Source organism: Mycobacterium hackensackense (assembly GCF_025822555.1).
Classification (GTDB): domain Bacteria; phylum Actinomycetota; class Actinomycetes; order Mycobacteriales; family Mycobacteriaceae; genus Mycobacterium; species Mycobacterium fluoranthenivorans.
Genome location: NZ_JACKUC010000031.1, coordinates 605036 through 631221 on the forward strand (window position 1 = coordinate 605036; position 26186 = coordinate 631221).

At 67.8% G+C, this 26186-nt stretch carries 21 protein-coding genes and 2 tRNA genes; 12 read left to right on the forward strand and 11 right to left on the reverse strand.

Annotated elements, in window-relative coordinates; genetic code table 11:
• Window positions 1-8 precede the first annotated feature (8 nt).
• Window positions 9-81 (forward strand) — tRNA-His (locus tag H7J86_RS22940).
• A gap of 110 nt (window positions 82-191) precedes the next feature.
• On the opposite strand, the gene H7J86_RS22945 is transcribed toward H7J86_RS22940, so the two are convergent.
• Window positions 192-1388, reverse strand: a complete 1197-nt coding sequence (locus H7J86_RS22945; protein WP_267293653.1) for a Fic family protein — start codon at window positions 1386-1388, stop codon at window positions 192-194.
• 56 nt (window positions 1389-1444) lie between these two features.
• Entirely contained in the window at window positions 1445-2212 is a 768-nt protein-coding gene (locus tag H7J86_RS22950) for an SDR family oxidoreductase (RefSeq protein WP_267293655.1), read from the reverse strand.
• Window positions 2213-2315: 103 nt separating this feature from the next.
• Between H7J86_RS22950 and H7J86_RS22955 the strand changes: the two genes are divergently transcribed.
• Window positions 2316-3005 carry a DUF899 domain-containing protein gene (locus H7J86_RS22955; protein ID WP_267293656.1) on the forward strand — a complete coding sequence of 230 codons (690 nt, stop codon included), beginning with the start codon at window positions 2316-2318 and terminating at the stop codon, window positions 3003-3005.
• Window positions 3002-3469 (forward strand): SRPBCC family protein, encoded by a 468-nt coding sequence (locus H7J86_RS22960; protein ID WP_187096360.1) that lies wholly within the window; start codon window positions 3002-3004, stop codon window positions 3467-3469. Before H7J86_RS22955 ends, H7J86_RS22960 begins: the two co-directional genes overlap by 4 nt.
• Here H7J86_RS22960 and H7J86_RS22965 read toward each other — a convergent pair.
• Complete coding sequence (locus H7J86_RS22965; RefSeq protein WP_267293658.1) at window positions 3462-3827, reverse strand: nuclear transport factor 2 family protein; 366 nt, start codon at window positions 3825-3827, stop codon at window positions 3462-3464. The genes H7J86_RS22960 and H7J86_RS22965 overlap by 8 nt on opposite strands.
• 87 nt (window positions 3828-3914) lie before the next feature.
• The gene (locus tag H7J86_RS22970) at window positions 3915-5129 is read right to left on the reverse strand and encodes a L,D-transpeptidase (RefSeq protein ID WP_267293660.1); all 1215 of its coding nucleotides are present in this window, start codon (window positions 5127-5129) and stop codon (window positions 3915-3917) included.
• Between the two features lie 192 nt (window positions 5130-5321).
• Here H7J86_RS22970 and H7J86_RS22975 point away from each other — a divergent pair.
• Window positions 5322-5397, forward strand: a tRNA-Lys gene (locus H7J86_RS22975).
• 196 nt (window positions 5398-5593) lie between these two features.
• Here the strand turns inward: H7J86_RS22975 and H7J86_RS22980 are convergent.
• Both H7J86_RS22980 and H7J86_RS22985 read right to left on the reverse strand, forming a co-directional pair.
• The gene (locus tag H7J86_RS22980; protein WP_267293662.1) at window positions 5594-6211 is read right to left on the reverse strand and encodes a cation efflux transmembrane domain-containing protein; all 618 of its coding nucleotides are present in this window, start codon (window positions 6209-6211) and stop codon (window positions 5594-5596) included.
• Window positions 6208-6546: an ArsR/SmtB family transcription factor gene (locus tag H7J86_RS22985; RefSeq protein ID WP_090353173.1), complete on the reverse strand. Its 339-nt coding sequence runs from the start codon at window positions 6544-6546 to the stop codon at window positions 6208-6210. The genes H7J86_RS22980 and H7J86_RS22985 overlap by 4 nt, the downstream gene beginning before the upstream one ends.
• A gap of 249 nt (window positions 6547-6795) precedes the next feature.
• On the opposite strand from H7J86_RS22985, the gene H7J86_RS22990 reads away from it, so the two are divergent.
• Complete coding sequence (locus H7J86_RS22990) at window positions 6796-7581, forward strand: hypothetical protein (protein WP_267293664.1); 786 nt, start codon at window positions 6796-6798, stop codon at window positions 7579-7581.
• A gap of 368 nt (window positions 7582-7949) precedes the next feature.
• A complete protein-coding gene (locus H7J86_RS22995) occupies window positions 7950-8114 on the forward strand; it encodes a hypothetical protein (protein ID WP_170847051.1) in 165 nt (54 codons plus the stop codon).
• Window positions 8115-8222: 108 nt separating this feature from the next.
• Here the strand turns inward: H7J86_RS22995 and H7J86_RS23000 are convergent, their stop codons facing one another.
• Window positions 8223-8444, reverse strand: coding sequence for a DUF3618 domain-containing protein (locus H7J86_RS23000; protein ID WP_090353170.1), 222 nt, complete (start codon window positions 8442-8444; stop codon window positions 8223-8225).
• Window positions 8445-8551: 107 nt separating this feature from the next.
• On the opposite strand from H7J86_RS23000, the gene bcp reads away from it, so the two are divergent.
• The gene (gene bcp / locus H7J86_RS23005) at window positions 8552-9025 is read left to right on the forward strand and encodes a thioredoxin-dependent thiol peroxidase (protein ID WP_090353168.1); all 474 of its coding nucleotides are present in this window, start codon (window positions 8552-8554) and stop codon (window positions 9023-9025) included.
• A 67-nt stretch (window positions 9026-9092) separates the two neighbouring features.
• Here the strand turns inward: bcp and H7J86_RS23010 are convergent, their stop codons facing one another.
• Complete coding sequence (locus H7J86_RS23010) at window positions 9093-10424, reverse strand: dipeptidase (protein ID WP_372517318.1); 1332 nt, start codon at window positions 10422-10424, stop codon at window positions 9093-9095.
• Window positions 10425-10472: 48 nt separating this feature from the next.
• Between H7J86_RS23010 and H7J86_RS23015 the strand changes: the two genes are divergently transcribed.
• Window positions 10473-11111, forward strand: coding sequence for a LysE family translocator (locus H7J86_RS23015; RefSeq protein ID WP_267293667.1), 639 nt, complete (start codon window positions 10473-10475; stop codon window positions 11109-11111).
• Window positions 11112-11171: 60 nt separating this feature from the next.
• Here H7J86_RS23015 and acpS read toward each other — a convergent pair whose 3' ends face one another.
• The 3 genes from acpS to H7J86_RS23030 form a co-directional block, all read right to left on the reverse strand.
• Window positions 11172-11561, reverse strand: a complete 390-nt coding sequence (gene acpS / locus H7J86_RS23020; protein WP_090353927.1) for a holo-ACP synthase AcpS — start codon at window positions 11559-11561, stop codon at window positions 11172-11174.
• Between the two features lie 35 nt (window positions 11562-11596).
• Window positions 11597-20821: a type I polyketide synthase gene (locus H7J86_RS23025; RefSeq protein WP_267293668.1), complete on the reverse strand. Its 9225-nt coding sequence runs from the start codon at window positions 20819-20821 to the stop codon at window positions 11597-11599.
• Between the two features lie 558 nt (window positions 20822-21379).
• On the reverse strand, window positions 21380-22102 hold the full coding sequence (locus H7J86_RS23030; RefSeq protein ID WP_187096369.1) for a DUF1906 domain-containing protein: 723 nt from the start codon (window positions 22100-22102) through the stop codon (window positions 21380-21382).
• Window positions 22103-22266: 164 nt separating this feature from the next.
• On the opposite strand from H7J86_RS23030, the gene H7J86_RS23035 reads away from it, so the two are divergent.
• From H7J86_RS23035 to H7J86_RS23050, 4 genes are read left to right on the forward strand one after another with little or no spacing between them, the layout of a single operon-like run.
• Window positions 22267-23361, forward strand: coding sequence for an ABC transporter ATP-binding protein (locus H7J86_RS23035; RefSeq protein WP_267293670.1), 1095 nt, complete (start codon window positions 22267-22269; stop codon window positions 23359-23361).
• An 11-nt stretch (window positions 23362-23372) separates the two neighbouring features.
• Window positions 23373-24563, forward strand: coding sequence for an ABC transporter substrate-binding protein (locus H7J86_RS23040; RefSeq protein ID WP_267293672.1), 1191 nt, complete (start codon window positions 23373-23375; stop codon window positions 24561-24563).
• The gene (locus H7J86_RS23045; protein ID WP_090353157.1) at window positions 24542-25384 is read left to right on the forward strand and encodes an ABC transporter permease; all 843 of its coding nucleotides are present in this window, start codon (window positions 24542-24544) and stop codon (window positions 25382-25384) included. The genes H7J86_RS23040 and H7J86_RS23045 overlap by 22 nt, the downstream gene beginning before the upstream one ends.
• Window positions 25384-26184, forward strand: a complete 801-nt coding sequence (locus H7J86_RS23050; RefSeq protein WP_187096371.1) for an ABC transporter permease — start codon at window positions 25384-25386, stop codon at window positions 26182-26184. The genes H7J86_RS23045 and H7J86_RS23050 overlap by 1 nt, the downstream gene beginning before the upstream one ends.
• Window positions 26185-26186: the final 2 nt, after the last annotated feature.

The following is a 26186-nucleotide window of genomic DNA, read 5'->3' on the forward strand; positions in this document are numbered from 1 at the left end:
CGGCAATGGTGGCTGTAGTTCAGTTGGTAGAGCACCAGGTTGTGATCCTGGCTGTCGCGGGTTCGAGTCCCGTCAGCCACCCGAGTACCGGGAACGCCGTCTACGCAAGTAGGCGGCGTTCTTGGTTTCTGCGCACATTCCGATCCGCGTAGGCCCCTTCGTCGGCGCTTTCCGATCCCACACAGACCGACTCACCACCCGCGCCGCCCCGCCCGTTCCGCGAAGGCGTCCAGACTGTCGAGCACCTCGGGCGCGCGCCAGGCCCGGTTACGGGCGCGGTCGGTGAACTCCTTGACCACACCGGCGTCGATGAGCGGCTCCAGATAACGCGGCACATTGCCGATCAGGATGCCCAACTCTGCACTGAGCACTGCAGAATTGACGACCGGACGGCGCATGAGCAGGTCCGCGATGCGCCACGTCGCGGAATCGCGCCGAGCCGAAATCCTTGCATCCCAACCCTCGCGGACCGCGCGCAGTTCGGACACCAACTGCCTGCCGTTCTGAACCGCCAGCACCGACGCTTCCGACATCCGCTCCACGATGGGCGCCGCATCGCCGGTCCGAAAAGCCGTCAGCGCATCGAAGTACCTGTCGGTGTCGACGAGCAGCCCCGCCGACACCGGCACCGTCACCTGACGGGTGAGCCCCTTGTGTCGAAGCATGGCCTGTACCAGGGCGCGGCCCGTGCGACCATTCCCGTCCGGAAAAGGGTGGATGGTCTCGAATTGCGCATGGGCGATTGCGATGTGGACGAGCGCAGGGATGTCGTCGCGCTTGGTGAAGGTGATCAAGTCGTCGATCGCGGCGGCCACCACTTCATGACGCGGCGGGACGAACAACGCGCCGACCGGTCCGTAGTTGCCACCGCCTATCCACACCTGCTCGGTGCGCCATCGCCCCGCGATGGCGGGCGCGTGGTCAGCCATCAGCGCATCGTGCATCGCGAGGATGGCGTCGGCGTCGATGTTGTCGGCCAGCGTGATCGCCGCTGCCATCGCCCGGGTGTTGGCCACGATCTCGGCGGCATTGCGTTTGCCGCCGCCTTCACCCGGCAGCTCGGCCTCAGCGATCGCGCGCGCCGAGGCCGTCAGGTTCTCGATGCGGGAACTGGCAGCCGACTCCGAGCGCAACAGCAGCGCGGCGAACGGTGCGATCTCGCTACCCAATTCAGCGTCAAAGCGGGTGATCTCACGACTCGCGTCGTCAGCGTCGGCCAGGACTGCGGACACCGCAGTGACGGCGAGGTCGGCGATCGGCGCGGTGACCGCCGCGCGATACGGCCCCGACTGTTTTCGCACCGCCGCGAGGTCCGGCGCGTCAGGCTTCCGTTCCCATCGCAGCGTCTCGTACGAGACGGGCGGGACCGGCACGCCAAGTGATGGCACCCCACCACGATAGCATCACTTATGCCGCTAAGTGATGCTTAAACGAGCCGCTGACCTCAGTTCGCCGCAGTCACCTTCTTGATCCGCGGCGAGAGCTGCACGAATTCCGGTACCACACTGGGATTCTCGTGCGCGGTGAGCACCAAGGACAACAGGGTGTTCGCGACATCGTCGAGCGCGGCCATCCGGGCGGGCAACTGCCCGTGTTCCACCCACGACTCGAACAGCTGGGCCAGCAGATCACGATCGGCGCCACGCAGGATCTCGGTGCCCTCGGTCGGGCAGATGCCGACGCGCACCAACGACAGGTCGGGATGCTCGTTGCGCCACGAATGCAGAATCTCGTCCAGCGCCGCCTTACTGGCGTTGTAGGCGGCCACGCCAGCGCGCGGGCGTCCGACGTCATGGCTGGAGGCGATCAGCACCACCCCGTCCTCGGACAGGTGCGGCCGCACGGCACGCAACACATTGTTGGCCCCGAGGGCGTTGACGCTGAAAGCGTGCACCCAGGTGGCGACGTCGGTGTCCTCGATATGCGCCAGGGGCGCCACGGTGCTGGTGAACACCACCGCGTCCAGTCCGCCGAGTGCCTGCACCGCGGCGCCGACGACCGAGGTGATGGCCGCCGTGTCCTCGATGTCGAGTTCGAAGGCCGAGCCACCGACCTCCTCCGCCAGGCTGCTCAACAGCTCCAGACGCCGCGCCGCCACAGCGACCGTGGCGCCGCGGCCGGCGGCGCTGGTCGCCACGGCGTGGCCGATACCCGACGACGCCCCCACCACCAAGAGTCGCAACCCGGCCGCATCGGCACGTTGACCGCTCATTCTCACCCTCGTTCGTCATCGGTTAGGCAACCCTAAGACAGCCCCTGCTGCACCGGACAGTACCGGTGCGATGAGTTCCGGTTGTCGCGCGGGTCAACACCGCATGACGCTTTCAGCCAAACCACCGGTGGCCGACCCCCAGACCTGGCGCGCCGCCCTGGACGAATTGCGGATCCGGGAGAAGGCCGCCACCCGCGAACTCGACGCCATCGCCGCCGCCCGCCGGCGACTGCCGATGGTCGAGTTACCCAAGTACGTCCTCATCGGCGAGGACGGCCCGGTGTGCCTGGCCGAGGTGTTCGACGGCCACTCGCAGCTGATCACCTATCACCACATGTGGACCGACGGCGCCCAGTGGCAGTGCGGCGGCTGCACCGGGTTCACCTCGCAGTTCACCCGGCTGGAGTTCCTGGACAGCTACGACGCCCGGTTCGTCATCGTCACCAACGGTCCCATCGAGGAAGCCCTCGCCTACAAGAAGCGGGTGGGCAACAAGATGACCTGGTACTCCTCCTCCGAGTCCACCTTCGGCGCGGATGTCGACGCGGGGCCCGGAGAAGGGTTCGGGGTGAACGTCTTCCTGCGAGACGGCGACACCGTCTACCGCACCTGGCACACCAACGGCCGCGGCACCGAGCAGCTCAGCCACAGCTTCGCGCTGATCGACCTGCTGCCGTTCGGCCGCCAGGAGGAGTGGCTCGACTCGCCGGACGGCTGGCCGTCTCGGCCCACGTACTCGGGCTGGCTGGACAGCCCGGATATCGCCCGCATCTACGGAGAGGACCCGCAATGACCGACGAACGCTACGTCGTCACCCGCACCATCCACGCCGCACCGCACACCGTCTTCGCCCTGCTCAGCGATCCGGCGCGACACCGCGACACCGAACCCGGTGACTGGGTGCGCGACGCGATCGATCCGCGGATCATCACCGGCACCGGCCAGATCTTCGCGATCAACATGTTCTTCGAGCAGGCCGGTGGGCCCTATGTCATGCACAACCTGGTCGATGCGTTCGAACCGGACCGCACCATCGGCTGGCGGCCGGGTCAGCTCGACGATGCGGGAAATCTGGCCGAGGGTGGCTGGTGGTGGCGCTACGACCTGGCGCCCAACGGAGACGGCACCGACGTCACGCTCACCTACGACTGGACGGGGACGTCACAGGAGTTCCGGGACCAGGTCGGCGGCATGCCCGTCTTCGGAGTCGAGTTCATCGACGAATCGCTTGCCGCCCTGGAACGTTCGGTTACGTAGCCGGCGCGACGGGCACCTTGTCGAGGAAGCCGAGGACGGCGGCGATCCGGCCGTCGTCGTCGGTGGACAGCACATCGAACCCGACCACCACCGGCTCGGCGCCACTGGGGCCCAGGCCCCACTGGAAACGAGCGTGCCGGTGATGGGTGTCGGGCCCGCTCACCAAAGTGAAGACGAATCCCGGGAATTGGGCGTGCACGGCGTCGATCGCCGCCGAGATCCCGTCGTGGCCACGCACCTCGGCCAGCGGATCGATATAGGTGGCACCCGGCGCCCAGTGCTGGTCCAGCAGCGTTCGGCGCTCGGCCGCATCGGTGGCGTTCCAGGTGTCCAGATAGGCAGTGACGGTGTCGGTCATGGCGGCGTCTCCTTCGCGGAATCGAACTGGTAGATCACCAGATTCGCGGCCGATCCGCGTGTTGTCGACTACCCGGGAGGTAATCGCTCAGTCGTTGACGTTGCCCGACTTCCATTGATCCCACGGTATGTTCCAGTCACCGAGGCCGTCGGTGCCGGGCAGGGGTGAGCCGACGGTGCCGACCACCTCGACGATGTCACCTCTCCTGGTGTTCTCGTAGAACCACTGGGCATTGCTGGTGCTGACATTGAGGCAGCCGTGGCTGACGTTGCTGCGACCCTGGCTGCCGACCGACCATGGGGCGGCGTGCACGTAGATACCGCTGTAGGACATCTGGGTGGCGTAGTCCACCTCGGTGCGATATCCGTTGGGAGAGTTGACCGGAACGCCGTAGGTCGAGGAATCCATGATCAGGTGCGAGAACCGGTCGCCGATGATGTAGGTGCCGTTGTTGGTGGGCGTGCTGTTCTTGCCCATCGAAATCGGCATGGTCTTGACCACTTCACCGTTGCGCCGGACGGTCAGCGTCTTGGTGGCGTCGTCGGCGGTGGCGATGACTTGGTCACCGATGGTGAAGTGCGTGCTGACGTTCTGCTGCCCGAACAACCCGTCGCCCAGATCCACCCCGTAGGTGTTGACGTCGACCTTGACATCGGTTCCCGGCTTCCAGTAAGCCGCTGGGCGCCAACGCACTTCGCGGTTGTTCAACCAGTAGAAGGCGCCCTCGACATGGGGCTTCGTGGTGACCTTGATGGCCTTCTGCGCCGCCAGGCGGTTGGTGATGGTCTCGTCGAACCGGATGGCCACCGGCTGCCCGATCCCGACGACGTCACCGTCGTTGGGCATCAGGTAGGGCATGGTCAGGTTCTGCGGCGAATGAGTTTCGAAGGTCATCTGCCGGCTCGCCTCGCCACCGAGACCCAGGGAGCGCGCGGTCAGCGTGTAGCGGGTGTTGTAGTCCAGCGGATCCGTCGTCGACCAGGTCAGGCCGTCCGGGCTGAGTGTCCCGGCCACCGCCGCGCCGGCGGAGTCGACCATGCTGACCGCGCCCAGCACGCCGTCCTCGGCGCTGACGGTGACGGGGGCGTCGACGGTGACGCCGACCGCGCCATCGGTGACCGAGGCGTTCAGCTTGGGCACCAGCAGGTCGCTGAACGGCGTGCCCTTGTCCGCGATGGTCTGCGGCTCGGGCGGCGGCTGGTTGGCGGAGCAGGCCGCCAGCACGAAGACGGACGCCAGCGCCACCACGACGGACCATGCCTTCGCCCGGCGCGCACCAACGCACGGTGTGATCTGCACCATTACTCTTGCCCCACCTCATCAGCGCCGCGTGCTCGCAGCAACCTGACAGCATTCTATGGGAATCGGCGCCCAGCAGCCCACCGGCTGAGACTGCGCTCAGACAGTCGCCGGATGCCCTCCCGGAACCGTCCGCACCCCGTCCTTCATGCGGATTTCACCTCGCGCCATAGGGCCTGTTATTCTTCCAACCGCGCGCCGTTAGCTCAGTTGGTAGAGCAGCTGACTCTTAATCAGCGGGTCCGGGGTTCGAAACCCTGACGGCGCACCATCGACAGACGCCCTGCTTCGGCAGGGCTTCTGTCGTTTCGGGGGCCGCAACGGGAACACGCACCCGCGTGATGGTGCATTGCCGCCGGCGGACGCGCGGCCGGGCGCTCACACAGCGTCGCCACGGCAGGGGCGAAGACCGCAACCCGTCACGCCCGCATCTGTTCCCCTTGAATACGTCTGCGATACAACGCCTATCAGTGCGCGCAACACGCATCCCCACGCCAGGCGTCCCGACCTTCCTTGAGCGCGACGCCCGCGATCACCAGGCCGGCGATCGGATCGGCCCAGAACCAGCCGAACAGGCTGTTGAGCACCAACCCGACGAGCAGTACCGCCGACAGGTAGGTGCACAGCAGCGTCTGTTTGGAATCGGCCACCGCCGAACGAGATCCCAGTTCTCTACCCGCCCGGCGCTGGGCGTACGACAGGGCCGGCATGAGCATCAGACTCACTGCGGCCAGCACGATTCCGACGGTCGAGTGCTCGGCCCTGCCGTCGCCGGACAATGCTGCGATGGCATCCACCGACACGTAGGCGGCCAACCCGAAGAAGGACAGCGCGATGATGCGCAGCGCGGCCTTCTCCCGGGACTCGGGATCCGACGACGAGAACTGCCACGCCACCGCGGCGGCCGAGGAGACCTCGATGACCGAGTCCAGACCGAACCCGATCAGGGCCGTCGACGAGACGCGGGAGCCTTCGGTGATCGCCACGACGGCTTCGATGACGTTGTAGGAGATGGTCGCCACCACCAAGAATCGGATACGACGGGCCAGCAGCGCACGTCGGCGCTCGGTCAGCACTGGGGTCATCGGCAACCGCACCCCCGGCCTCCCGCGCCCACGCAGGTGCAGTTCGGGTCGACAGCCAGCACCAGACCCATCAGGTCGTCCAGCGCGTGGCCGATACGCGGATCGGCCAATTCATAACGCATCCGGCGACCCTCGGGCACCGCGACCACCAAACCGCACCCACGCAGACACGTCAGATGGTTGGACAGGATCTGCCGGGTGACGCCGATCTGCTCGGCGAGCTCGGAGGGGTAGCCCGGTGCCCGATTGAGGCTCAACAAGATTCGGGTGCGGGTGGCATCGGCCAAGGCATGCCCGAACCGCGCCAGCGCGTCGGTGTGAACCAGGGTTTCCACGCCGCCAATAGTACAGAATTTTCTGTACCCATGGGACGCAGGATCGCTTCGCGCCGAAATTTGGCGAGACCCGTCCGGTATCGCCGCACCGGAATTCACGCAAAAGCCGCGTGGCGCAGCACTGTCTGCCATGATGCTTCTTGCAGCAGCGAACAAATTGACGTTAGCTCCAATTATTCGCGCCGGCAACGGGATTCGGGGTACCACAACGCAGGTCACCGGGAGGGACGCACTGTGACATACCCTGGCGTGCGCTGGTCTCGAGGCGTCGTTCCCCTGCTGCTGGTGGGTGCCGCCATGGCGGTGGCCAATCGCGAACAACCCGTGGACACTTCGCCACCGCAGGCTGCCCCGGTGCCGATGATCGCCGCTCCCGCACCAGCACCGGCTGGCGCGCAGGCCCCCGTTCCGCCGCCGGCAGCGGCCCGCGCCTCCGTGCCACCACGACGCGCAGCGCCCCCACCGGCCCCCGTCCCCGCACCTCCCCCATCTCGCCTGCCGGCTCCGCCCGCGATCCGTGTCGCGGCACCGCCGGTCGCGGCACCGCCGCCTCGTCCACCGGCTCCACCCCCGGTCGCCCTCGCCGCACCACCGCCGCCACCGGTCGTGCCACCTCGCCCGCCGGCCCCACCCGCAGTCGCCGTCGCCGCACCACCGCCGCCCCCGGTCGTGCCGCCCCTACCGGTCCCGCCGCCGGTGGCACTGCCCGTGTCGGCGCCGCCAGCCGCTGCCGACCCGTGCATCCTGAGCTTCGAACAGATGCGCGCGATGGTGGCATCCGCGTACAGCGGGACGATTCTGAGCAAAGCCACCTACGGTCCGGGGTGCACTTTCCCGCTGGACGCCGGAGTAGACCTCGATATCGCCTTCCCGGTTCCGGCCGGCCGTCCCAATCCCGCGCCACCACCGGCGCCACCCGCGCCGCCACCCCCGGGACCGCCCCTGACCACGAATCTCCTGACCGACGAGGTGATGGTCGCCGTGCTCACCGGCGTCGGCGACTACGGCTATCACGCCGGGACGGGCCTCACTTAGCGGCCGAGCCCCTACGCTCCGCCGGACAATTGCTGACGTCTTGCTCAACGACGGCGCCGTCACCATGCGTGACACATTGCTGAGACGGACAGTTTCAGCGAAACGGACGCGCCGGCAATCTCGGCGATGTTAGGGTTGCAGTCGACGCCGACGTCAATATCAGGGGCGCGACAGCCCAGCATCCACCGAAAATGTGCTGAATCTGCGGGCAAGTAAGCCATACACCCCGCCGCGGGACCCAAATTAGCAGGTAAGAAGCCTTCAAGCGGAACGCCACAACGCCCAGCGCCGTGCTACGCTCAAGTTAGCTACATGCCCGCTACGGCTGGCCGTGGCAAACTACGGGGGACGAAACGAGGTATTAGCTGATGCGAAGCGGAAGCGCACCGCAGACGCCTGATGCCACCGGCGACGACGGCACAACGCCCAGCATCAGCACGGTCGCGGTCATCAGCTGCAGCCGCATCGGCATGACCGCCAATCCCCCCAGCTTCTCGATCGTCGGCTGGTTTCGGCCCCGCCGGCGGCGCTGACTCGCCGCTCAGCGCGGGTATCGGATTCGCCGCTCAGCGCGGGTATCGGATTCGCCGCTCAGCGCGGGTATCGGATTCGCCGCTCAGCGCGGGTATCGGATTCGCCGCTCAGCGGCGGCGGACCCGCCGGATCACCAGCACCACCACGACGGTTCCCACCACGGACCCCACGACGGCCGGCTTCTTCACGAACGCGAGCACCCGCGCCTTGGCATCGTCAGCGAGTCGCTGCGGATTCGCCCGCACCGCCAACTGGTCGACCGTCGACGCGAGCTGATCGCGCGCCTGATCGATATCGCGCTTGATGGTCTCGGGATCCCGGTCGGCCACTGTGCCCCTCCATGTGCGCATTACAACTCACAACCTTGCCGCACTACCCTAGAGCAGCCGCAGTCCACTCCGCTGCACCGGTCGACGAGAAAGACGTGTAATCAGGTATGCCTCAGACCCCGCGCCTCGCTCCCGGCGACAAAGCGCCCGCCTTCAGCCTGTCCGATGCCGACGGCAACACCGTCAGTTTGTCCGACTTCACAGGCCGCAAGGTCATCGTCTACTTCTACCCCGCCGCGTCCACCCCGGGCTGCACCAAGCAGGCCTGCGACTTCCGGGACAGCCTCGCCGAACTCAATGAGGCGGGCCTTGACGTCATCGGCATCTCCCCCGACAAACCGGAGAAGCTGGCCAAGTTCCGCGACCATGAAGGGCTGACCTTCCCCCTGCTGTCGGACCCGGACAAGAAGGTGCTCACCGCGTGGGGTGCTTTCGGCGAGAAGACGATGTACGGCAAGACCGTGCAGGGCGTCATCCGGTCGACATTCGTCGTCGACGAGAAGGGCAACATCGAGGTGGCCCAGTACAACGTCAAGGCCACCGGTCACGTCGCCAAGCTGCGCCGGGACATCTCGGTCTAGGAGCCCGTTTCCGACGTTCTGGTGACGACTCCGGCGATTCGACGACCGAAACGTCGGAAACGACGCGTCAGCGCTGACCCAGCGAACCCAGCAGCAGCGCCTCGGCCGTCGCCGCGCGTTCCAGCACTCCGAGGTGCAGGCTCTCGTTGACGCTGTGCGCCTGGGTACCCGGGTCCTCCACACCGGTCACCAGAATCTCGGCGTCGGGGAACGCTTTGGCGAACTCCGCGATGAACGGGATGGATCCCCCCATGCCCATGTCCACGGGCTCACGGCCCCACGCCGTGTGGAAGGCCGCGCGGGCGGCGTCGTACACCGGGCCGGTGGCCTCGATCGCATAGGGCTGGCCGACATCGCCCGGTGTCACGGTGACCTGGGCACCCCACGGCGCGTGGGCCAACAGATGGCGGGTCAGCGCCTCCAGGTGGGCCGCGGCGTCACCGCCGGGGGCCACCCGCAGGCTCACCTTGGCTCGCGCCCGCGGGATCAGGGTGTTGGATGCCTTCTCGATCGGGGTGGTGTCGATACCGATGACCGTGATGGCGGGCTTGGCCCAAAGTCGTTGCACCACAGATCCGGAGCCGATCTGCCCCACCCCCTCGAGCAGCCCGGAATCCGCCCGCACCCGCTCGTCGGGAAACGCGACATCGGCGGCACTGGCCTCATGCAGACCGGCGACGGCCACATTGCCCTCGTCATCGTGCAGACTGGCCAGCAGCCGCACCAGCACCGAGAGGGCGTCGGGCACCACACCGCCCCACAGCCCGGAGTGCAGGCCGTGGTCCAGGGTGGCCACCTCCATCACGCAGTCCGCCAGGCCACGCAGCGACACGGTGAGCGCCGGGATCTCGGTGCTCCAGTTGTCCGAGTCGGCGATCACGATGACATCGGCGGCCAGCAGGTCGCGGTGAGCGGCCAACAGGGCTCCCAGCGACGGCGAGCCGGACTCCTCTTCACCCTCGACGAACACCGTCACCCCGACCGGGGGCTTGCCGTCATGCGCCCGGAACGCGGCCAAATGGGTTGCGATCCCGGCCTTGTCATCGGCAGTGCCGCGGCCGTAGAGCCGCCCGCCGCGCTCGGTGGGTTCGAACGGCGCCGAAGCCCACTGGTCCGGGTTTCCCTCCGGCTGCACATCGTGATGCGCGTACAGCAGCACGGTGGGCGCACCTTCGGGCGCGGGATGACGGGCGATGACCGCAGGGGCCCCACCCTCGGCGACAATCCGGACGTCTCCGAAACCGGCTTCCGACAACAGCTTTGCCGTCAGCTCCGCACTGCGCGCCACCTCGCCGCGCCGCGCCGGGTCGGCCCACACCGATTCGATGCGCACCAACTCTTCGAGGTCACGCCGCACCGACGGCAGAAGCTCGCGGACGCGTTCGACTAGATCGGTCATGGCGTCAAGCGTAGTGCGCCCTCGCATCACCCGGCGTATCGTCACCGCATGCCGTCGATGGGTCATTTGCTGGCGTTCGGGTTGATCTCATTTCTGGTGATCGTGGTGCCAGGGCCCAGCGTGCTGTTCACGGTCGGCCGGGCGTTGACGGTCGGTCGGCGCCAGGCGTTGTTGACGGTCGCGGGTAACGCGGTGGGCGCCTACGTCCAGATCCTCGCCGTGGCCGTGGGCGCCGGTGCGCTCATCTACGCTTCATCGCTGGCATTCAGCATCATCAAGTTCGTCGGCGTGGCCTACCTGATCTACCTTGGCGTCCAAGCCATCCGGCATCGGCACGCCCTCGGTGACATGCTCGCCGGCGGCGCGTCGGCGCTACGCCCGAGCCGGGTGCTGGCCGACGGTTTCGTCATCGGGATGACCAACCCCAAGACGATCGTGTTCTTCGTCGCCGCGCTGCCGCAGGTGGTGGACCCTGCGGCCGGACACGTGACGACCCAGATGCTCGTGCTGGGGGTGGTGTTCCTGGCCATCGCGGTGATCTCCGACAGCGTCTGGGCGCTGATCGCCGGGCTGGCCCGGGACTGGTTCGCGCAATCCCCACGCCGGATCGCCGCCATCGGCGGTGTCGGTGGAATGGCGATGGTCGGCCTGGGGGTCAGCCTCGCCGTCACCGGCCGCAAGGACTGAACGCCCCAGAACGCCGACCGCGAGCGGCGTGTCGTGTACCGACACGCACGCTCGCGCCGATCAGGCCTCCAGGACCGCGACCGCGGCGGCGGTATCGGCCTCGTGGGTCAGTGACAGGTGGATCGTCACATCCTTGAGGTGCTCGGCGATCGCCCCGGTCAACCGGACCTTCGGGCGCCCCCACATATCGGTGATCACCTCGATATCGCGGTGGATGCCCTCCGGCAGCATCGGCCGCTTGGAGAACCGTGACCCCGACCAGGCCTTGATCACGGCTTCTTTGGCAGCCCACCGCGCCGCGAGGTGACGCGCCGCCGACGAACTCTTGTCCGCGGCGTCGCGCCGTTCACCCGGTGTGAAGGTCTCGGCGAACACAGTGCCCGGCTGATCCACCTGTGCGGCGAAATCCGGAATCGATACCAGGTCGATGCCTACCCCTACGATGCCCATACCCGGCACGCTATCCGACTCACGTTCGCTCATTTTCAGTAGTGGTCATCCGCGCCGAGGCGAGCCGCCGGATCCAGCAGCATCGCGGCTTCCTGAGGCTTCTCCGGGGTGTCATGCCCGAACCTGCGGTCGGCCGGCTTCTCGTACAGCGACGGCCCACCGGCGATCGCCGACGCCAGCGTGCGCTGGCCGGTCAGCACCCGGGCGTTGGCCCGTGCCTGATAGTCCGCCCGCTGATCGGCCGGCAGTGCCGCGATCAGTGCCTGCGGATGCACCAGCGCCACCAGACCCGACACGTGCCCGAACCCGAGGCTGGTCACCAGACCCGCCTTGAGCGGGAACTTCTCGCCCAGGTGCAATGCCTCACGAACCCAGACGAAGTGCTGCGCGTGCGACAGTTCGTCGTCGACACAGTCCAGGCTGCGGTTCGGCGGAATGACCCCGTCGCGCAGGATCTGGCACAGGCCCATCATCTGGAAGGCCGCCGCACCGCCCTTGGCGTGCCCGGTCAGGCTCTTCTGACTGACCACGAACAGCGGAGCACCCTTCGAGCGACCCATCGAAACCGCCAGCCGCTCATGCAGTTCGGTCTCGTTGGGATCGTTCGCCAGCGTGGAGGTGTCGTGCTTGGACACCACCGCGATGTCGTCGGGGCCCACCCCGAGCTTGGCCAGCGAGCGGGCCAACCGGGATTCGCGGCCACCACGGCCGGCGCCGAGGGCGCCGAGCCCGGGAGCCGGGATCGAGGTGTGCACACCGTCACCGAACGACGACGCGTAGGCGACGACGGCCAGCACCGGCAAACCCATCTGCACCGCGAGATCACCACGGGTCAGCAGAATCGTTCCGCCACCCTGTGATTCGACGAAGCCGAGACGACGACGGTCATTGGCGCGGGAGAACTTCGAGTCGCTGATGCCCTTGGCGCGCATCATCTCGGTGTCCGCGGTGGCCGCCATGTCACCGAAGCCGATGATGGCCTCCAGCGTCAGGTCGTCGTAACCGCCGGCGACCACGAATTCGGCCTTGCCGAGCTTGATCTTGTCGACGCCCTCCTCGACCGACACCGCGGCCGTCGCGCAGGCGGCGACCGGGTGAATCATCGAGCCGTAGCTGCCGATGTAGCTCTGCACCACATGGCCGGCGAAGACGTTCGGCAGCACCTCCTGCAGGATGTCGTTCGGCTTGTTCTTGCCCAGCAGGTTGCCGTGATACATGGTCTGCATCGACGTCATGCCGCCCATACCGGTGCCCTGCGTGCTGGCCACCAGGCTGGGGTGCACCCAGCGCATCAGCTCGGCCGGGCTGAAGCCCGCCGACAGGAACGCGTCCACCGTGGTCACCAGGTTCCACAGCGCCACCCGGTCGATCGAGCTGGCCATATCCGGCGTGACGCCGTAGACCTGCGGATCGAATCCGGTCGGGATCTGCGCGCCGACCGTGCGGGACAGCTTCACCTTGCGGGGCACCCGGATCTCGGTGCCGGCCTTACGGGTGACCTGCCAGTCGGCACTGTCGGGCACCGGCGAGATGACGGTGTGCTCGGGGTCGAACTGCACGAACGCCCGGGCATCGGCCTCCGACGACACCACGAAGGTGAAGTCCTTGTCCAGGAACACCGAAACCAGCAGCGGCGCCGCGTGATCCGGGTCGATCGCACCGTCGTCCACCCACTCGCGGATGCCGACCCGCTCCACCACGACGTCGTGGTAGCGCTCGACGAGTTCGCCCTCGTCGACCAGGTCACCGCTGGCGGTGTCGTACCAACCCGGCTTGGGGTCGTCCTCCCACTTGACCAGCCCGGTGGTCCAGGCCAGCTCCAGCACACCGGCGGCGGACAGCTGCCCGGACACCTCCATCTCGAAGCGGGTCCGCGACGAGCCGTACGGCCCGAGCTCGGCACCACCGACGATGACCACCAGATCGGCAGGGTCGACGTCGAGGTCGTCCCACGCCGGCGGCGGGGCGGCCTGGTAGCCGCGGGGCGGGGACGGCAGCGCCGCGATGGTGCCGGCACCGTCATCGTCGGCACCGTCGTCGTCGGAAGCGGACTCCGCCAGCATCTCCTCGCGTGCCTTGGCGGCCAGCTCGGCCATGTCGAGTTCGACATCACCCAGGCCGCCGGTCAGGTCAACCTTGATCGGCTCGCGTGCGGCGGCCACCTTCGACTCGATGGTGCACAGCGCCAACAACATCGACGCCATCTCTTCGGTCGTGTAGGTGGTCACCCCGGCTTCCTCGACGGCGCCGACGATCGCGTCGTTATGCCCCATCAGACCGGTGCCCTTGGTCCAGCCGATCAGCGCGTGCGCCAGCGAAACACGCTGGGCCCACGATGATTCCGCCTTCCAGCGGGCCACGACGGCATCGAGTGCGGACTTGGATTCGCCGTACGCTCCGTCGCCGCCGAACATGCCGCGGTTGGGCGAGCCCGGCAGCACGACATGCAACCTCGACGCGATATCGCGCTCGGAGCCCAGATGCGACAGCCCGGCGATGAGCCGCTGCACGGCCCACAGCAGCACCTTCATCTCCATCTCCGAGCGCGCACCGGCCTCGGACAGGTCCCCGGCCACCCGCGGAGCGGCGAACGGGAACAGCAGCGTCGGGTTCTGGGCGTCCTTGAGGTGGATCGCCTTGGGCCCGAGGTTCTCGGTCTGCTCGCTACCGACCCACTCGACGAGTGCATCGATATCGCTGTAGGACGCCATGTTGGCCGGGACGACCCACAGGGTCGCGCCGAAGCGGGCATGGTCGCGGTAGAGCGTGCGGTAGAACGCCAGCCGGTCGTCGTCGAGCTTGGACGTGGTGGCGATCACCGTCGCCCCACCCTCCAGCAGTTGCCCGGCCACCGAGGCGGCGATCGAGCCCTTCGAGGCGCCCGTCACCACCGCGACCTCGTTTGCGTAGCCACCCTTGTCGGGGTTCTCCGCACCCGCGGCGGCGCGGCCGTACAGCGCTGCGTGGATGGTCCGGCCGGCGGCGAGGGCCTTGCCCTGCCACCAATTGGCCTGCGTCCCCACGACATTGCCGGCACCTTCGAAGCGCTGCGACAGCCGCTCCCAGTCCGCGTCGATCTCGCTCTCGTCGAGCAGCCACAGCTTGGCCAGATCCTCACGGGCACTGGCCCACCGGTCGTCGAAGACCACGGCCTTGCGTGCATCGAAGACCGGTGCCACCAGACGCGGCCAGTCCGAACCCAGCTCGGCGGTGACCAGGTCGATCAGCTCGGAATCGCTGACGATGTCGTTGGCGACGGGCGCGTTGAGACCCAGCTCGCTGAGCACCAGCCGGGCGGCCGACGCCAGCACACCGTTGGGTCCGGTGACCTGCTCGGCGAATTCGGTCAGCGCCGCCGAGTCCACGACACCGCCACCGGCGGCACCGGAGGACGGCAGGCTCACGGAGATGCCCTTGCGCGCAGCGACGGCCGCGACCGCGCCGTCGATGACCTTGTCCACCGAAGCGGCATCGGCCAGCGCACCCTCGTGCAGGCCGCCCATGCTGCCACCGCGGACGCTGGATCCCTCACGGGTGCCCAGCGCCACCTCGGCGGTGACGTGCTTGGCCCAGCCGGGGCCGAGTTCCCATGTCTTGGTGACCCGTTCGGCGATGTAGGCCGGGCGCTTGCCCGACGGCCCGAACACCGTGCGCAGCTGATCGTTGATCGCGTCCGAGAGCACCGGACCGAACGGCTTGTACGTGCGGGCCAGCTTGGTCACCTGAGCCTTCAGCCCCGACAGGTCGGCCTCCGCCGCACCGTCGATGGCACCCAGGTTCAGCTCGGATCCGAGGTCCACCAGCAGCTGGTTGCGCCGCGACGACGCACCGTCGGTGATCGACTCGATGGAATCCAGCGGCTCGATCTGCTCGACCCGCATCTTGGCCGACAGCGCGATCAGCGACAGCGTCGCGTCGGCGGCGTCGTAGGCGATGTCATCGGGGCGAGGCCCGCCCGACGGCGCAGCGGCCGGAGCCGGTGCCGCCGCGGGAGCGGCCGCCGCCGGGGCGGCTTCCGTTGCCGCCGAGGGGGTTTCGTCCACCTCGGGCTCGGGCTCCGGGTCGGTGTCCGTGGCGAACAGCACCGCCGCGTCGCGCTCGGCGTTGAGCACCTCGGTGGTGTTGTGCGAGTACTCCGGCAGCTTCAGCGTGTTGGTGGCCAGACCGGCGACGGTCGGCGCCGTCTTCACGCCGATCTCGACGAACCGTTCCACCCCGAGACCGCCCGCGGCCTCCTCGATGAAGAGCAGGTCCTGGGTCTCGATCCACCGCACCGGGCTGGCGAACTGCCAGGCCAGCAGTTCGATGACGACCTTGCGGCACAACGCTTCCGGCTTCTCGTTACGCCAGGTGTCGTAGTCGGCGAGCACCTCGTCGAGCGGCTCGGCCGGCACCAGGTCGCGGATCTCCTGGATGAAGTCGCGGTCCAGCGTGAACGGCCGCGGCACCAGGTTCGGGATGTAGCGACCGACGATCAGCGCCGGGTCCTGTCCCTCGGGCATGACGCGCTCCAGCGCGCGGCGGAAGTCGGCGACACCGACCCGGAGCACCTCGGAGTGGAACGGCACGTCGATACCGGGCACCAGGATGAACGACCGCTTGCCACCGCTGATCTCGCGGCGCCGCTCGATCTCCTCCTCCAGCGCCTCAAGACCGCGCACCGTACCGGCGATCGCATACTGCGAGCCGCGCAGGTTGAAGTTCACGATCTGTAAGAACTCACCGGTACTCGCCGCGATTTGAGCGACGAAGTCGGTGACGTCGTCATCGTCGAGATCGATCTGCGACGGGCGGATGGCCGCCAGCCGGTAGTTGGACCGGCCCTTCTCGTCACGCGGCACGATGTCGTGCATCTTGCTGCCGCGGTGGAACACCACCTCCAGCAGCGCCTCCAGCTGGTAGACGCCGGACACGCAGGCCAACGCGGTGTACTCGCCGACGGAGTGACCACAGGCGATGGCGTCCTCGACGAACGCACCCTGCTCGCGCATCTCGGCGACCTGGGCCGCGGCCACCGTCGCCATGGCGACCTGGGTGAACTGCGTCAGGTACAGCACGCCCTCGGGGTGGTGGTAGTGCACGCCGGAGGCGATCAGGCTGGTCGGGTTGTCGCGCACCACGTGCAGAACCGAGAAGCCCAGGGTGTCGCGGGTGAACTTGTCCGCGGTATCCCAGATCTTGCGGGCGGCCTTCGACCGGGCCCGCACCTCCATGCCCATGCCCTTGTGCTGGATGCCCTGGCCGGGGAACGCGTACACCGTCTTCGGCGCGGCCAACTGGGCGGTCGCCGACATCACCAGGTCGCCGCCGACCTTCGCGGTGACCTCGATGATCTCGGCACCGCGGTCGATGCCGACCCGGTCGACCCGGAAGTCGATCTCGTCCCCGGGCAGCACCATGCCCAGGAAGCGCGAGGTCCAGCCCACCAGACGCGCCGGCGGGGTGGCCCGCCCGTCGGTGGCGGTGACCACGTGCTGAGCGGCGGCCGACAGCCACATGCCGTGCACGATCGGGCCTTTCAGCCCGGCCAGCAGCGCGGCGGCCCGGTCGGTGTGGATCGGGTTGTGGTCACCGGAGACCACGGCGAACGCGCTCATGTCGGTGGGCGCGGTGACGGTCGCATCGCGGCGACGGCGACGCGGGGTCTCGGTGGCGTTGTCGGTGATCGCACCGCCGGCCCGCAGCGGGTCGGACAGCTCGGCGGCGCCGTTGCGTCCGCGGATCGCGAAGCGCTCCTGCAGGGTCGCCAGCACCGTGCCCTCGGCATCGGCGATCGTCACCGACACCGGTACGACGCGGCCGTATTCGGTATCGCTGGCGGCGGCAGCCGTTGCGGTGACGGTCAATTCGGCCTTGCCCTTGGGCATCGGCGCCAGCAGATGCGCGGCGTGGTCCAGGTGCACGAGGCTGAGCAGACCCTCGACCACCGGGAAGTCGTCGGCGGTCACGGCGGACCCGATGACCGAGAACACCGCCGGCCAGCAGCGGCCCACCAGCGCGTCGGGCACCAGGGTCAGGCCGGGCGCCAGCGGGGCACCGAAGGTCGCGGTGACACCGGTGTGGTCGGCGATCTCCTCGGGGTCCCAGCCGACCGTCACGGTGGCCGTGTTGTCGTGAACCGGCGGAAGCGATTCCACCCCGTCGACACCGGCGGCGATGGCCAGCACCGCGCGCATCGCGGTCGAGGCGTCCTCGGTGGTGACCACCGGCATACCACCGTTGACGGTGGCGGCCGGCAGCGTCAGCTTGATCTCGATCCAGATGTCGCTCAGCGGCACGCTCAACGTGACGCCGTCCTCGGTGAGCTCGATCCGCGACCCGGTGGACGGGTGTACCGCGGAACGGTTCTCGTTGACCTGCCACTCGCTCGGTGCGCCGATCCGGTGCACCGGGTTGATGGCGGTGCGGCCGGCCCACAGCACGTCGGGTGAATCCAGCACCACCGCGATCGGGCCCGTCACATCGGCACGGGCCTGCCTGCGCGACATCACCGGCACGGACGCGGCGCCGGTCGCGATGACCTCGTCGACGGCGGCCTGTTCGAAGCGGTCGAGCAGTTCACCGACCGGCTCGTCCACGCGGGTGATCCCGGCGACGGCCTGGGTGCCCGGGATGATGCACACCTGGTCGGCGCTGTAGCGGGCGTCGTGGGCCTGCCACAGTGAGTCGCTGCGCCACCAGCGCCGCACATCCTTGTCGATGACGGGCACGAAGTTGACCGGCTTGCCCGGCGTCTTGCACAGCGTGATGAAGAACGGCACGTCGGCCGGATGCAGCTTGATGGTCTCGGCGTCCGGGTAACGCGACAGCAGCGCGGCGCGGGCCGCGGCCGGGTCCTCCAGCAGCGCCGTATCGGCGAACAGTGTCTCGATCGGACCGGAGTCCTGCGGGTGCAGGCGGGCCTCGGCGCGCTTGAGCATGCTCTCGTAGCGGTCACGCCAGGTGATGTCCAGCCACGGCGAGTCCTCGCGCTTGGTGTCGGCGGTGGAATCACCGTTGCCGATGGCCAATTCGACGTAGCGGTCCAGCCACTGCACGTAGGTCAGGTCTGCCAGGTCACCGAAGTAGGGCTTGGCGGTGTCGGCCATCGCGGCGATGATCTCGTCGCGCCGCTCGGCGACCGCGTCGGCGTCACCGGCGACCTCGTCGAGCAGGCGGCCGCAACGCGATGCGGTGTTGTCGATCTCGTGGATGTCGGCGCCCAGCTGGCTACGGCCGGAAGCCATGCCGCCCTGGGCTTTTCCGGCGCCGACCCAGATGTCGGTGCCATTGGTGTCCACCAGCAGCTGCTTGACCGCAGGCGAGGTGGTCGCCTCCAGGGTGGCCATGGCCGCGGTGCCCACCAGGATGCCGTCGACCGGCATCAGCGGGAAGCCGTAGACCTGCGACCACCGCCCGGACAGGTACTCGGCGGCCCGTTCGGGGGTGCCGATACCGCCGCCGACACAGATGGTGATGTTCGACAGCTTGCGCAGATCCGCATAGGTGGCCAGGAGCAGGTCGTCGAGGTCCTCCCACGAGTGGTGGCCACCGGCGCGGCCGCCCTCGATATGGGCGATGACGTCCTTGCCGGGCACCTCGGCCGCGATCTTGATGACGGACTTGATCTGGTCGACGGTGCCGGGTTTGAACACCACGTGGGTGATGCCGATGCCGTTGAGCTCCTCGATCAGGTCGACGGCCTCGGGCAGCTCGGGGATACCGGCGGTGACGATGACACCGTCGATCGGTGCACCGGCCTGGCGGGCGCGCTGCACCAGGCGGCGGCCACCCAGCTGCAGCTTCCACAGGTAGGGATCCAGGAACAGCGAGTTGAACTGGATCGCGCGGCCGGGTTCGAGAAGCTGGGTCAGCTCCTGCATCCGGCCCTCGAAGATCTCTTCGGTGACCTGACCACCGCCGGCCAGCTCGGCCCAGTGCCCGGCGTTGGCCGCGGCGGCGACGATCTTGGCGTCCACCGTCGTCGGGGTCATCCCGGCCAACAGGATGGGCGAGCGTCCGGTGAGGCGGGTGAACTTGGTGGACAGCTTGACCGAGCCGTCGGGCAGCGTGACCGTCGACGGGGCGTAGCTGCTCCACGGGGCCGGCACGTCGGGTGCCGCACCGACGGTGAACAGGCTGCGCTGTCCGGCACGGGTGGCGGCGGGCACGATGCCGACGCCCAGACCACGGATCACCGGAGCCGTCACACGGGTGGCGGTGTCACCGGGGCCCAGGTCGATGACCCACTTGGCGCCCGCGTCGTGCAGCCGCTCGACCTCGGCGACCCAGTCGACGGGGTCGACGAAGACGGCCTTGGCGAAGTGGTGGGTGAGCTCGGCGTCGATGCCGGGGATGCGGGCGGCCCAGCTGTCGATCAGGTCGACGGCGTCGGCCAGGCGCGGGGTGTGGAAGCCGACCTCGACCTGGATGCCGTTGAAGACCGGGGCGAACACGGCGCCGCCACGCGTCTTGTTCTTGCGCTCGGCCTCTTCCTTCTCGGTGATCTTGGAGCAGTACAGCTCGAACCGGGACAGCTGCTCGGGCGTGCCGGTGATGACCACCGAGCGGCGGCCGTTGCGGATGGACAGGACCGGCGGCAGCACCGTGCGCACGTCCTGGGAGAACTCCTCGAGAAGTTCGGCGATGCGCTCGGGGTCGGCGTTGGTCACCGACACCATGGGCGACTTGTCACCCCGGCCGACCATGCCGCGCCGACGGGACATCAGGGAGCCGGCGGCGCCCATCAGCTGCAGGATGGCGAGCATCTCGGCGTCGCGGGTGCCCTTGGCCTTCAGCGCCTCGGCCGCCACGATGCCCTGGGAGTGTCCGGCGACCGCCACCGGCGGCGAGCCGTACAGGTCCAGTCCCTGCCGCAGCAGGGCGCGCGTCGCGGCGATCTGCGCCAGCAGGATGCCGGGACCCGAGATGGCGGTGCTGATCAGTTGTTTGGGGGCCGGCAGCGGCTCGTCGGCGGCCAGTGCGCGCACCCACTGCAGCGGCTCGAAGCCGATGGGGCGGACGACGACGAGCTCGCGCGCGACGGGCTCCAGCAGCAGGGCCGCTTCGGTGACCAGTTCGCTCAGGTCGGACTCGATGCCGGCGGAGCTGACGAGTTCCTCGAGGCTTTCCAGCCAGCCGCCACCCTGCCCACCGAACGCGACCGCGTAGGGCTCGCCGGCATTCAGCAGATCCACGAGCGCATGCGCACCCGACAGCGACGCTCGTCCGAGGTCGCTCTTGCCGTTGGCTGCCACTCTGTCGTATTCATTGATCGTCACGTCTTGCCATCTCCCTCGGTACTGACTCGTCACGCGTCTGGCTGATGGTGCCGGTGCGCCGCGCCTTCGCAGCGGATCCCGGACGGGCCTGCGTCATGCAGGCCCCGGCGATTCGGCACTGAATCTCCATGAGCTCTCGGCCGGTGCGCCCTGCTGGCATGGTCGGGGGTCACGCCTCGGTGTTCCCACCGTGGTGCGACCCCCCGGGGCCAGGTCCAGCAGAGCAGTCCAGCCGTACTAAGAGTGTCATAAGAGCTGATGTGATCATCCGCCCCTAAATGGTTACTAGCGAGTTCTACGCTCGAGTAACCACGGCTCGTATAACGCCGGTTCACACGACGACCAAAGTCCTGCGGGACAAACGTCCTGTTGGCGGGTGGTTACGGTCGAGTAGCTATAACTTCCCAGATCAAAGCAGCATTGTTATCAAATCGTTATGTTGAATTTCGGCGCCCGCCGCGCGGCACGACTCGATCGACAGTTTCGCCCGAAGTGTCTATAAAAGTCCGAAAATTTCCGAAATTCGTTTGCTGGACTTTATTACTGATCAGTAAGGTTTTAGTCCCACTGCCCGAACGACGGCTTCAGGATCTCGTTGAGGTCCACCCCGACGCCACCCACCGCGCGCTTGTCGATCTCCACCTGGTGCAGATGCGCTGCGGGGTGCGCAACTCCGCCCGGCGAACCCCAATTGTGCTGCCAGAAGTAGGAGCCGAGGCCATCCTGGATGGCCCATTCGATGGTCTTGGAGTTGGCGTAGACGCCGGTCCGCTGATGACCGATGACCGCCTCCCACCCCTTCAGATAAGGAGCAACCTGCGCCTTGTACTCGTCGTAGCTGGGATCGTCGTCGATCGAGGCGTAGACGGGGGCACCGACCGGTCCACCCGCTGCGGTGTGCAACTGCCAACCGCGTTTCGCGTGCGCGACGCCGGCGCTCTGTCCGCCCAGCCAGTCGGCGGTGTCCGCTTTGCCGTACTGATAGCACGACACGATCTTCAAGCCGGCCTTGTAGAGGTCTCGAGCTTCGGGCAATTGGATCGGCTTGCCCAGCATCCAGGCTCCGCCGGGCCGGCGGTCGGACACGTACCGGATGGCGCCGATCGCTCCGGAGGCCCGGATATCGCCGGCCGGAATGACGCCGGCCGCGTAGTCGAGCAGCACGCCCAGGGGTGCGGCCGCGGCCTGTGACGCCAGCGCCGCGGAGACGGCGGCACCCATCCCGAGAAGTGCGGGTGCCGCGGCCGCGTATTTGAGCAGATCACGGCGGGAAAGTGACACGAGAATCAGAATATGACAACTGCCTCATAATCCTCATCAACGCCACTGGTCGCATATGCATCAAGTTTCACAGGCACCGGCGGATATCGTGCCGTTACCCCTGCGAGGAGACGAAATCCGCACTTGTGCTGCGCTTTGACCGGTGAATCCATACGATCTCGACCATGCCCGCATCGACATCGGGACTTGCTGGAAGCGCGGACGTCAGCCCCGGACTCGACAGGGAGGGCGATCCGCGCATCGAACTCATCGGGGTCAGAAAGGTTTTTCCGGGCCGTCAGGCCGAGGTCATCGCGGTCGAGGGCGCCGATCTCAGCGTCGCCGACGGCGAACTCTTCGCCATCCTCGGCCCATCCGGCTCGGGTAAGACCACCGTGCTGCGGATGATCGCCGGATTCGAACAACCCACCGCGGGCACCATCCGGCTGGGCGGCACCGACGTGACGACGGCGCCTCCGCAGCGGCGCGAAGTCAACACCGTGTTTCAGGACTACGCCCTGTTCCCCCACATGACGGTGGGCCAGAACGTCGAGTACGGGATGAGGGTGCGCGGGGTCGCCAAGGCGGAGCGGCGCCGTCGCGCCGCCGATGCCCTGGACATGGTGCGGCTGACCGAGCACGGCGACCGTCGCCCCGAACAGCTCTCCGGCGGCCAGCGTCAACGCGTCGCCCTGGCCCGCGCCCTCGTCGGCAGGCCCCGGGTGTTGTTGCTCGACGAGCCGCTCGGGGCACTCGATCTCAAACTCCGCGAGCAGATGCAGGTCGAGTTGAAGGCCATCCAACGCGATGTCGGGATCACGTTCGTCATCGTCACCCACGATCAGGACGAAGCACTCACCCTGTGCGACCGCCTCGCGGTCATCAACGCGGGACGCATCGAACAGGTCGGGGCGGCACGCGAGGTGTACGAGAATCCGGCCAACCGGTTCGTCGCCGATTTCGTCGGCACCTCCAACGTCGTCGACGGCGCCGCCGCCCAGACGCTGGTGGGCCGGACCGGTACGTTTGCCGTGCGTCCCGAACAGATCGCGGTGCTGCCCCCGGGGAGCGCCGCCGGTCCGGGCACCCGCACCGTCGAGGCCACCGTGGCCGAGGTCATCTATGCCGGTCCGCTGACCAGGGTGACCTCCACCGCGGCCGGTACCGCCGTGACCGCGACGGTGCTCACCTCGCGCACCTCACTGCCGGCCGGCCTGGCTCACGGCTCCCCCGTCGTCCTGTCGTTCCCGGACTCCGCCGTCCACCCACTGAACTCCTGAGGAGGCCGCACATGTTACGAACCACGATCCGCACCGGGCTCGCCCTGGCCGCGACTGTGGCCCTACTGGCCGCGTGTTCGAGCGCTTCCGACGGCGGCGGGTCCGGGCAGGCCCCGCCCAAACTCGAGGCCCCGACCTCGCTCGGCGACGGCGAGGGCCAGCTCAACCTCATCGCCTGGGCCGGCTACGCCGAGAACGGGTCCAACGACAAGGCCGTGGACTGGGTCACCCCGTTCGAGAAGGAGACCGGCTGTAAGACGAACGTCAAGGTGGGCAACACCTCCGACGAGATGCTGCAGTTGATGCGCACCGGTCAGTACGACGGCGTCTCCGCCTCGGGGGACGCCTCACTGCGCCTCATCTACGGCGGCGACGTGGCGCCGGTCAACACCGACCTGGTCCCCAATTACGCGACCATCTCCCCGTTCCTCAAGGACAAGCCGTGGAACTCGGTGGACGGCAAGATGTACGGCATCCCGCACGGCTGGGGCGCAAACCTGTTGATGTACAACATCGGCGTCGTCAAGGACGCGCCCGACTCCTGGGCCGCCGTGTTCACCGATTCCGGCAAGTACAAGGGCAAGGTCACCGCTTACGACTCACCGATCTACATCGCCGATGCGGCGCTGTACCTGTCGAAGGCGAAACCCGAACTGGGCATCAAGAATCCGTACGCGCTGACCGCCGCACAGCTGGATGCCGCAGCGGATCTGCTGAAGGTGCAGCGGGAGAACATCAGCGAGTACTGGTCGGATTACACCAAAGAGGTGCAGGCCTTCGAGTCGGGCACATCCGTCATCGGCACCACCTGGCAGGTCATCGCGAACACCATCGGCGGCGACAACAAGGTGCAGGTGAACACGATCCTGCCCAAGGAGGGCGCTACCGGCTGGTCGGATACCTGGATGGTGGCCGCCAAGGCGGCGCACCCGAACTGCATGTACAAGTGGATGAACTGGATCACCTCCCCCGAGGTCAACGCCCAGGTCGCCGAATACTTCGGTGAGGCACCGGCGCAGACCAAGGCCTGCGAGCACACCAGCCAGAAGGACTTCTGCGACGTCTTCCACGCCACCGACTCGAAATACGCTGAGCAGATCCACTATTGGACGACGCCGCAGCGCAAGTGCGTCGACGGCAGCGGAGACAACTGCACGACCTACGATCAGTGGGTCGACAAATGGCAGCAGATCAAGGGGTGATCGCACGCCGCGCTCGGCTGGCACTGCTGCTGGTGCCACCGCTGGCCTGGCTGACCATCGCATATCTGGGATCACTTGCCGTTCTCCTCGTTTCGGCGTTCTGGAGCACTGACAGCTTCACCGGAGCCGTCACCCGGACGGTCACCACCGACAACCTGGTGCGGGTGCTCACCGACGCGGTGTTCCGCGCGGTCACCCTGCGCACCCTGGGCATCGCCGTGGCGGTGACGGTGATCTGCATCGTGCTGTCGGTGCCGCTGGCGCTGTTCATGGCGAAGTTCGCCTCGCCCCGGGTGCGCCTCCTGCTGGTCGTGGCGGTGACGACACCGCTGTGGGCGAGCTATCTGGTCAAGGCATATGCCTGGCGCGTGCTGCTGTCGCCGGAAGGCCCGCTGGCGTGGGCGACAGGCGGCACACCGGGTTACGGGCTGACCGCCACCGTCATCACGCTGAGCTATCTGTGGTTGCCGTACATGGTGATTCCGGTGTTCGCGGCCTTCGAGCGAGTACCGGACACCCTGCTGGACGCCAGCGCCGACCTGGGCGCCTCCGATGCCACGACACTGCGGACGGTGATGGCGCCGTTGGTCTTTCCCGGTATCGCCGCGGGTTCGATCTTCACCTTCTCGTTGTCGCTGGGTGACTACATCGCGGTGACGATCGTCGGCGGCAAGACCCAGATGCTGGGCAACCTCATCTACGGCCAGCTGGTCACCGCCAACAACCAGCCCCTGGCCGCCGCCCTGTCGCTCATCCCGCTCGTGGCCATCGTGGCGTACCTGCTGGCGATGCGGCGCACCGGCGCCTTGGAGAACGTCTGATGCGATCGGTTCGGACCCGGTGGGTACTACGGTGCTGGACCGCCCTGGTGCTGCTGTTCCTGTACGCACCCCTGCTTCTGGTCGTCGTCAACGCGTTCAATGCGTCGCGCAGCTTCGCCTTCCCACCGACCGGGTTCACGCTGCGCTGGTGGGTCGACGCCGCGAGCAGCGCCGGGATGTGGCAGGCCCTGGCCAACTCCGCGGTGGTCGGCCTCGCCGCCACCGCGATCGCCCTGGTGCTGGGCACCATGGCCGCGTTCGCCGTACAGCGGTACCGGTTCTTCGGCAGGCAGGCGGTGAGTTTCCTTGTCGTGCTACCGATCACGCTGCCCGGCATCGTCACCGGCATCGCGCTCAACGCGAGCTTCACCTCGGTACTCGGCGTCACCCTCGGCATCACGACGGTGATCATCGGGCACGCCACGTTCTGCATCGTGATCGTCTTCAACAACGCGCAGGCCCGGTTGCGGCGCCTCGGTACGCATTTCGAGGACGCCTCGGCCGACCTGGGGGCCTCATCATGGCAGACGTTCCGCTACGTCACGCTGCCGATGATGCGCGGTGCGCTGGTGGCCGGCGCCATCCTCGCGTTCGCGCTGAGTTTCGACGAGATCGTGGTCACGACGTTCACCGCAGGGCCGGCGGTGCAGACCCTGCCGATCTGGATCTTCGCCAATCTGTTCCGGCCCAACCAGGCGCCGGTGATCAATGTGGTGGCCGCGGCGCTGACCGCTCTGGCGATCCTGCCGGTGTGGCTGGCGCAACGGTTCGGCGGTGATCCGGCGAACACGCGCCTGTGACG

Excerpts from the sequence above, each read along its gene's own strand:
- H7J86_RS22950 (WP_267293655.1), bottom strand. The coding sequence starts at position 2,212 with ATGAGCGGTCAACGTGCCGATGCGGCCGGGTTGCGACTCTTGGTGGTG.
- H7J86_RS22955 (WP_267293656.1), top strand. The coding sequence starts at position 2,316 with ATGACGCTTTCAGCCAAACCACCGGTGGCCGACCCCCAGACCTGGCGC.
- H7J86_RS22960 (WP_187096360.1), top strand. The coding sequence starts at position 3,002 with ATGACCGACGAACGCTACGTCGTCACCCGCACCATCCACGCCGCACCG.
- H7J86_RS22965 (WP_267293658.1), bottom strand. The coding sequence starts at position 3,827 with ATGACCGACACCGTCACTGCCTATCTGGACACCTGGAACGCCACCGAT.
- H7J86_RS22970 (WP_267293660.1), bottom strand. The coding sequence starts at position 5,129 with ATGGTGCAGATCACACCGTGCGTTGGTGCGCGCCGGGCGAAGGCATGG.
- H7J86_RS22980 (WP_267293662.1), bottom strand. The coding sequence starts at position 6,211 with ATGACCCCAGTGCTGACCGAGCGCCGACGTGCGCTGCTGGCCCGTCGT.
- H7J86_RS22995 (WP_170847051.1), top strand. The coding sequence starts at position 7,950 with ATGCGAAGCGGAAGCGCACCGCAGACGCCTGATGCCACCGGCGACGAC.
- bcp (WP_090353168.1), top strand. The coding sequence starts at position 8,552 with ATGCCTCAGACCCCGCGCCTCGCTCCCGGCGACAAAGCGCCCGCCTTC.
- H7J86_RS23010 (WP_372517318.1), bottom strand. The coding sequence starts at position 10,424 with ATGACCGATCTAGTCGAACGCGTCCGCGAGCTTCTGCCGTCGGTGCGG.
- H7J86_RS23015 (WP_267293667.1), top strand. The coding sequence starts at position 10,473 with ATGCCGTCGATGGGTCATTTGCTGGCGTTCGGGTTGATCTCATTTCTG.
- acpS (WP_090353927.1), bottom strand. The coding sequence starts at position 11,561 with ATGGGCATCGTAGGGGTAGGCATCGACCTGGTATCGATTCCGGATTTC.
- H7J86_RS23035 (WP_267293670.1), top strand. The coding sequence starts at position 22,267 with ATGCCCGCATCGACATCGGGACTTGCTGGAAGCGCGGACGTCAGCCCC.
- H7J86_RS23040 (WP_267293672.1), top strand. The coding sequence starts at position 23,373 with ATGTTACGAACCACGATCCGCACCGGGCTCGCCCTGGCCGCGACTGTG.
- H7J86_RS23045 (WP_090353157.1), top strand. The coding sequence starts at position 24,542 with ATGGCAGCAGATCAAGGGGTGATCGCACGCCGCGCTCGGCTGGCACTG.
- H7J86_RS23050 (WP_187096371.1), top strand. The coding sequence starts at position 25,384 with ATGCGATCGGTTCGGACCCGGTGGGTACTACGGTGCTGGACCGCCCTG.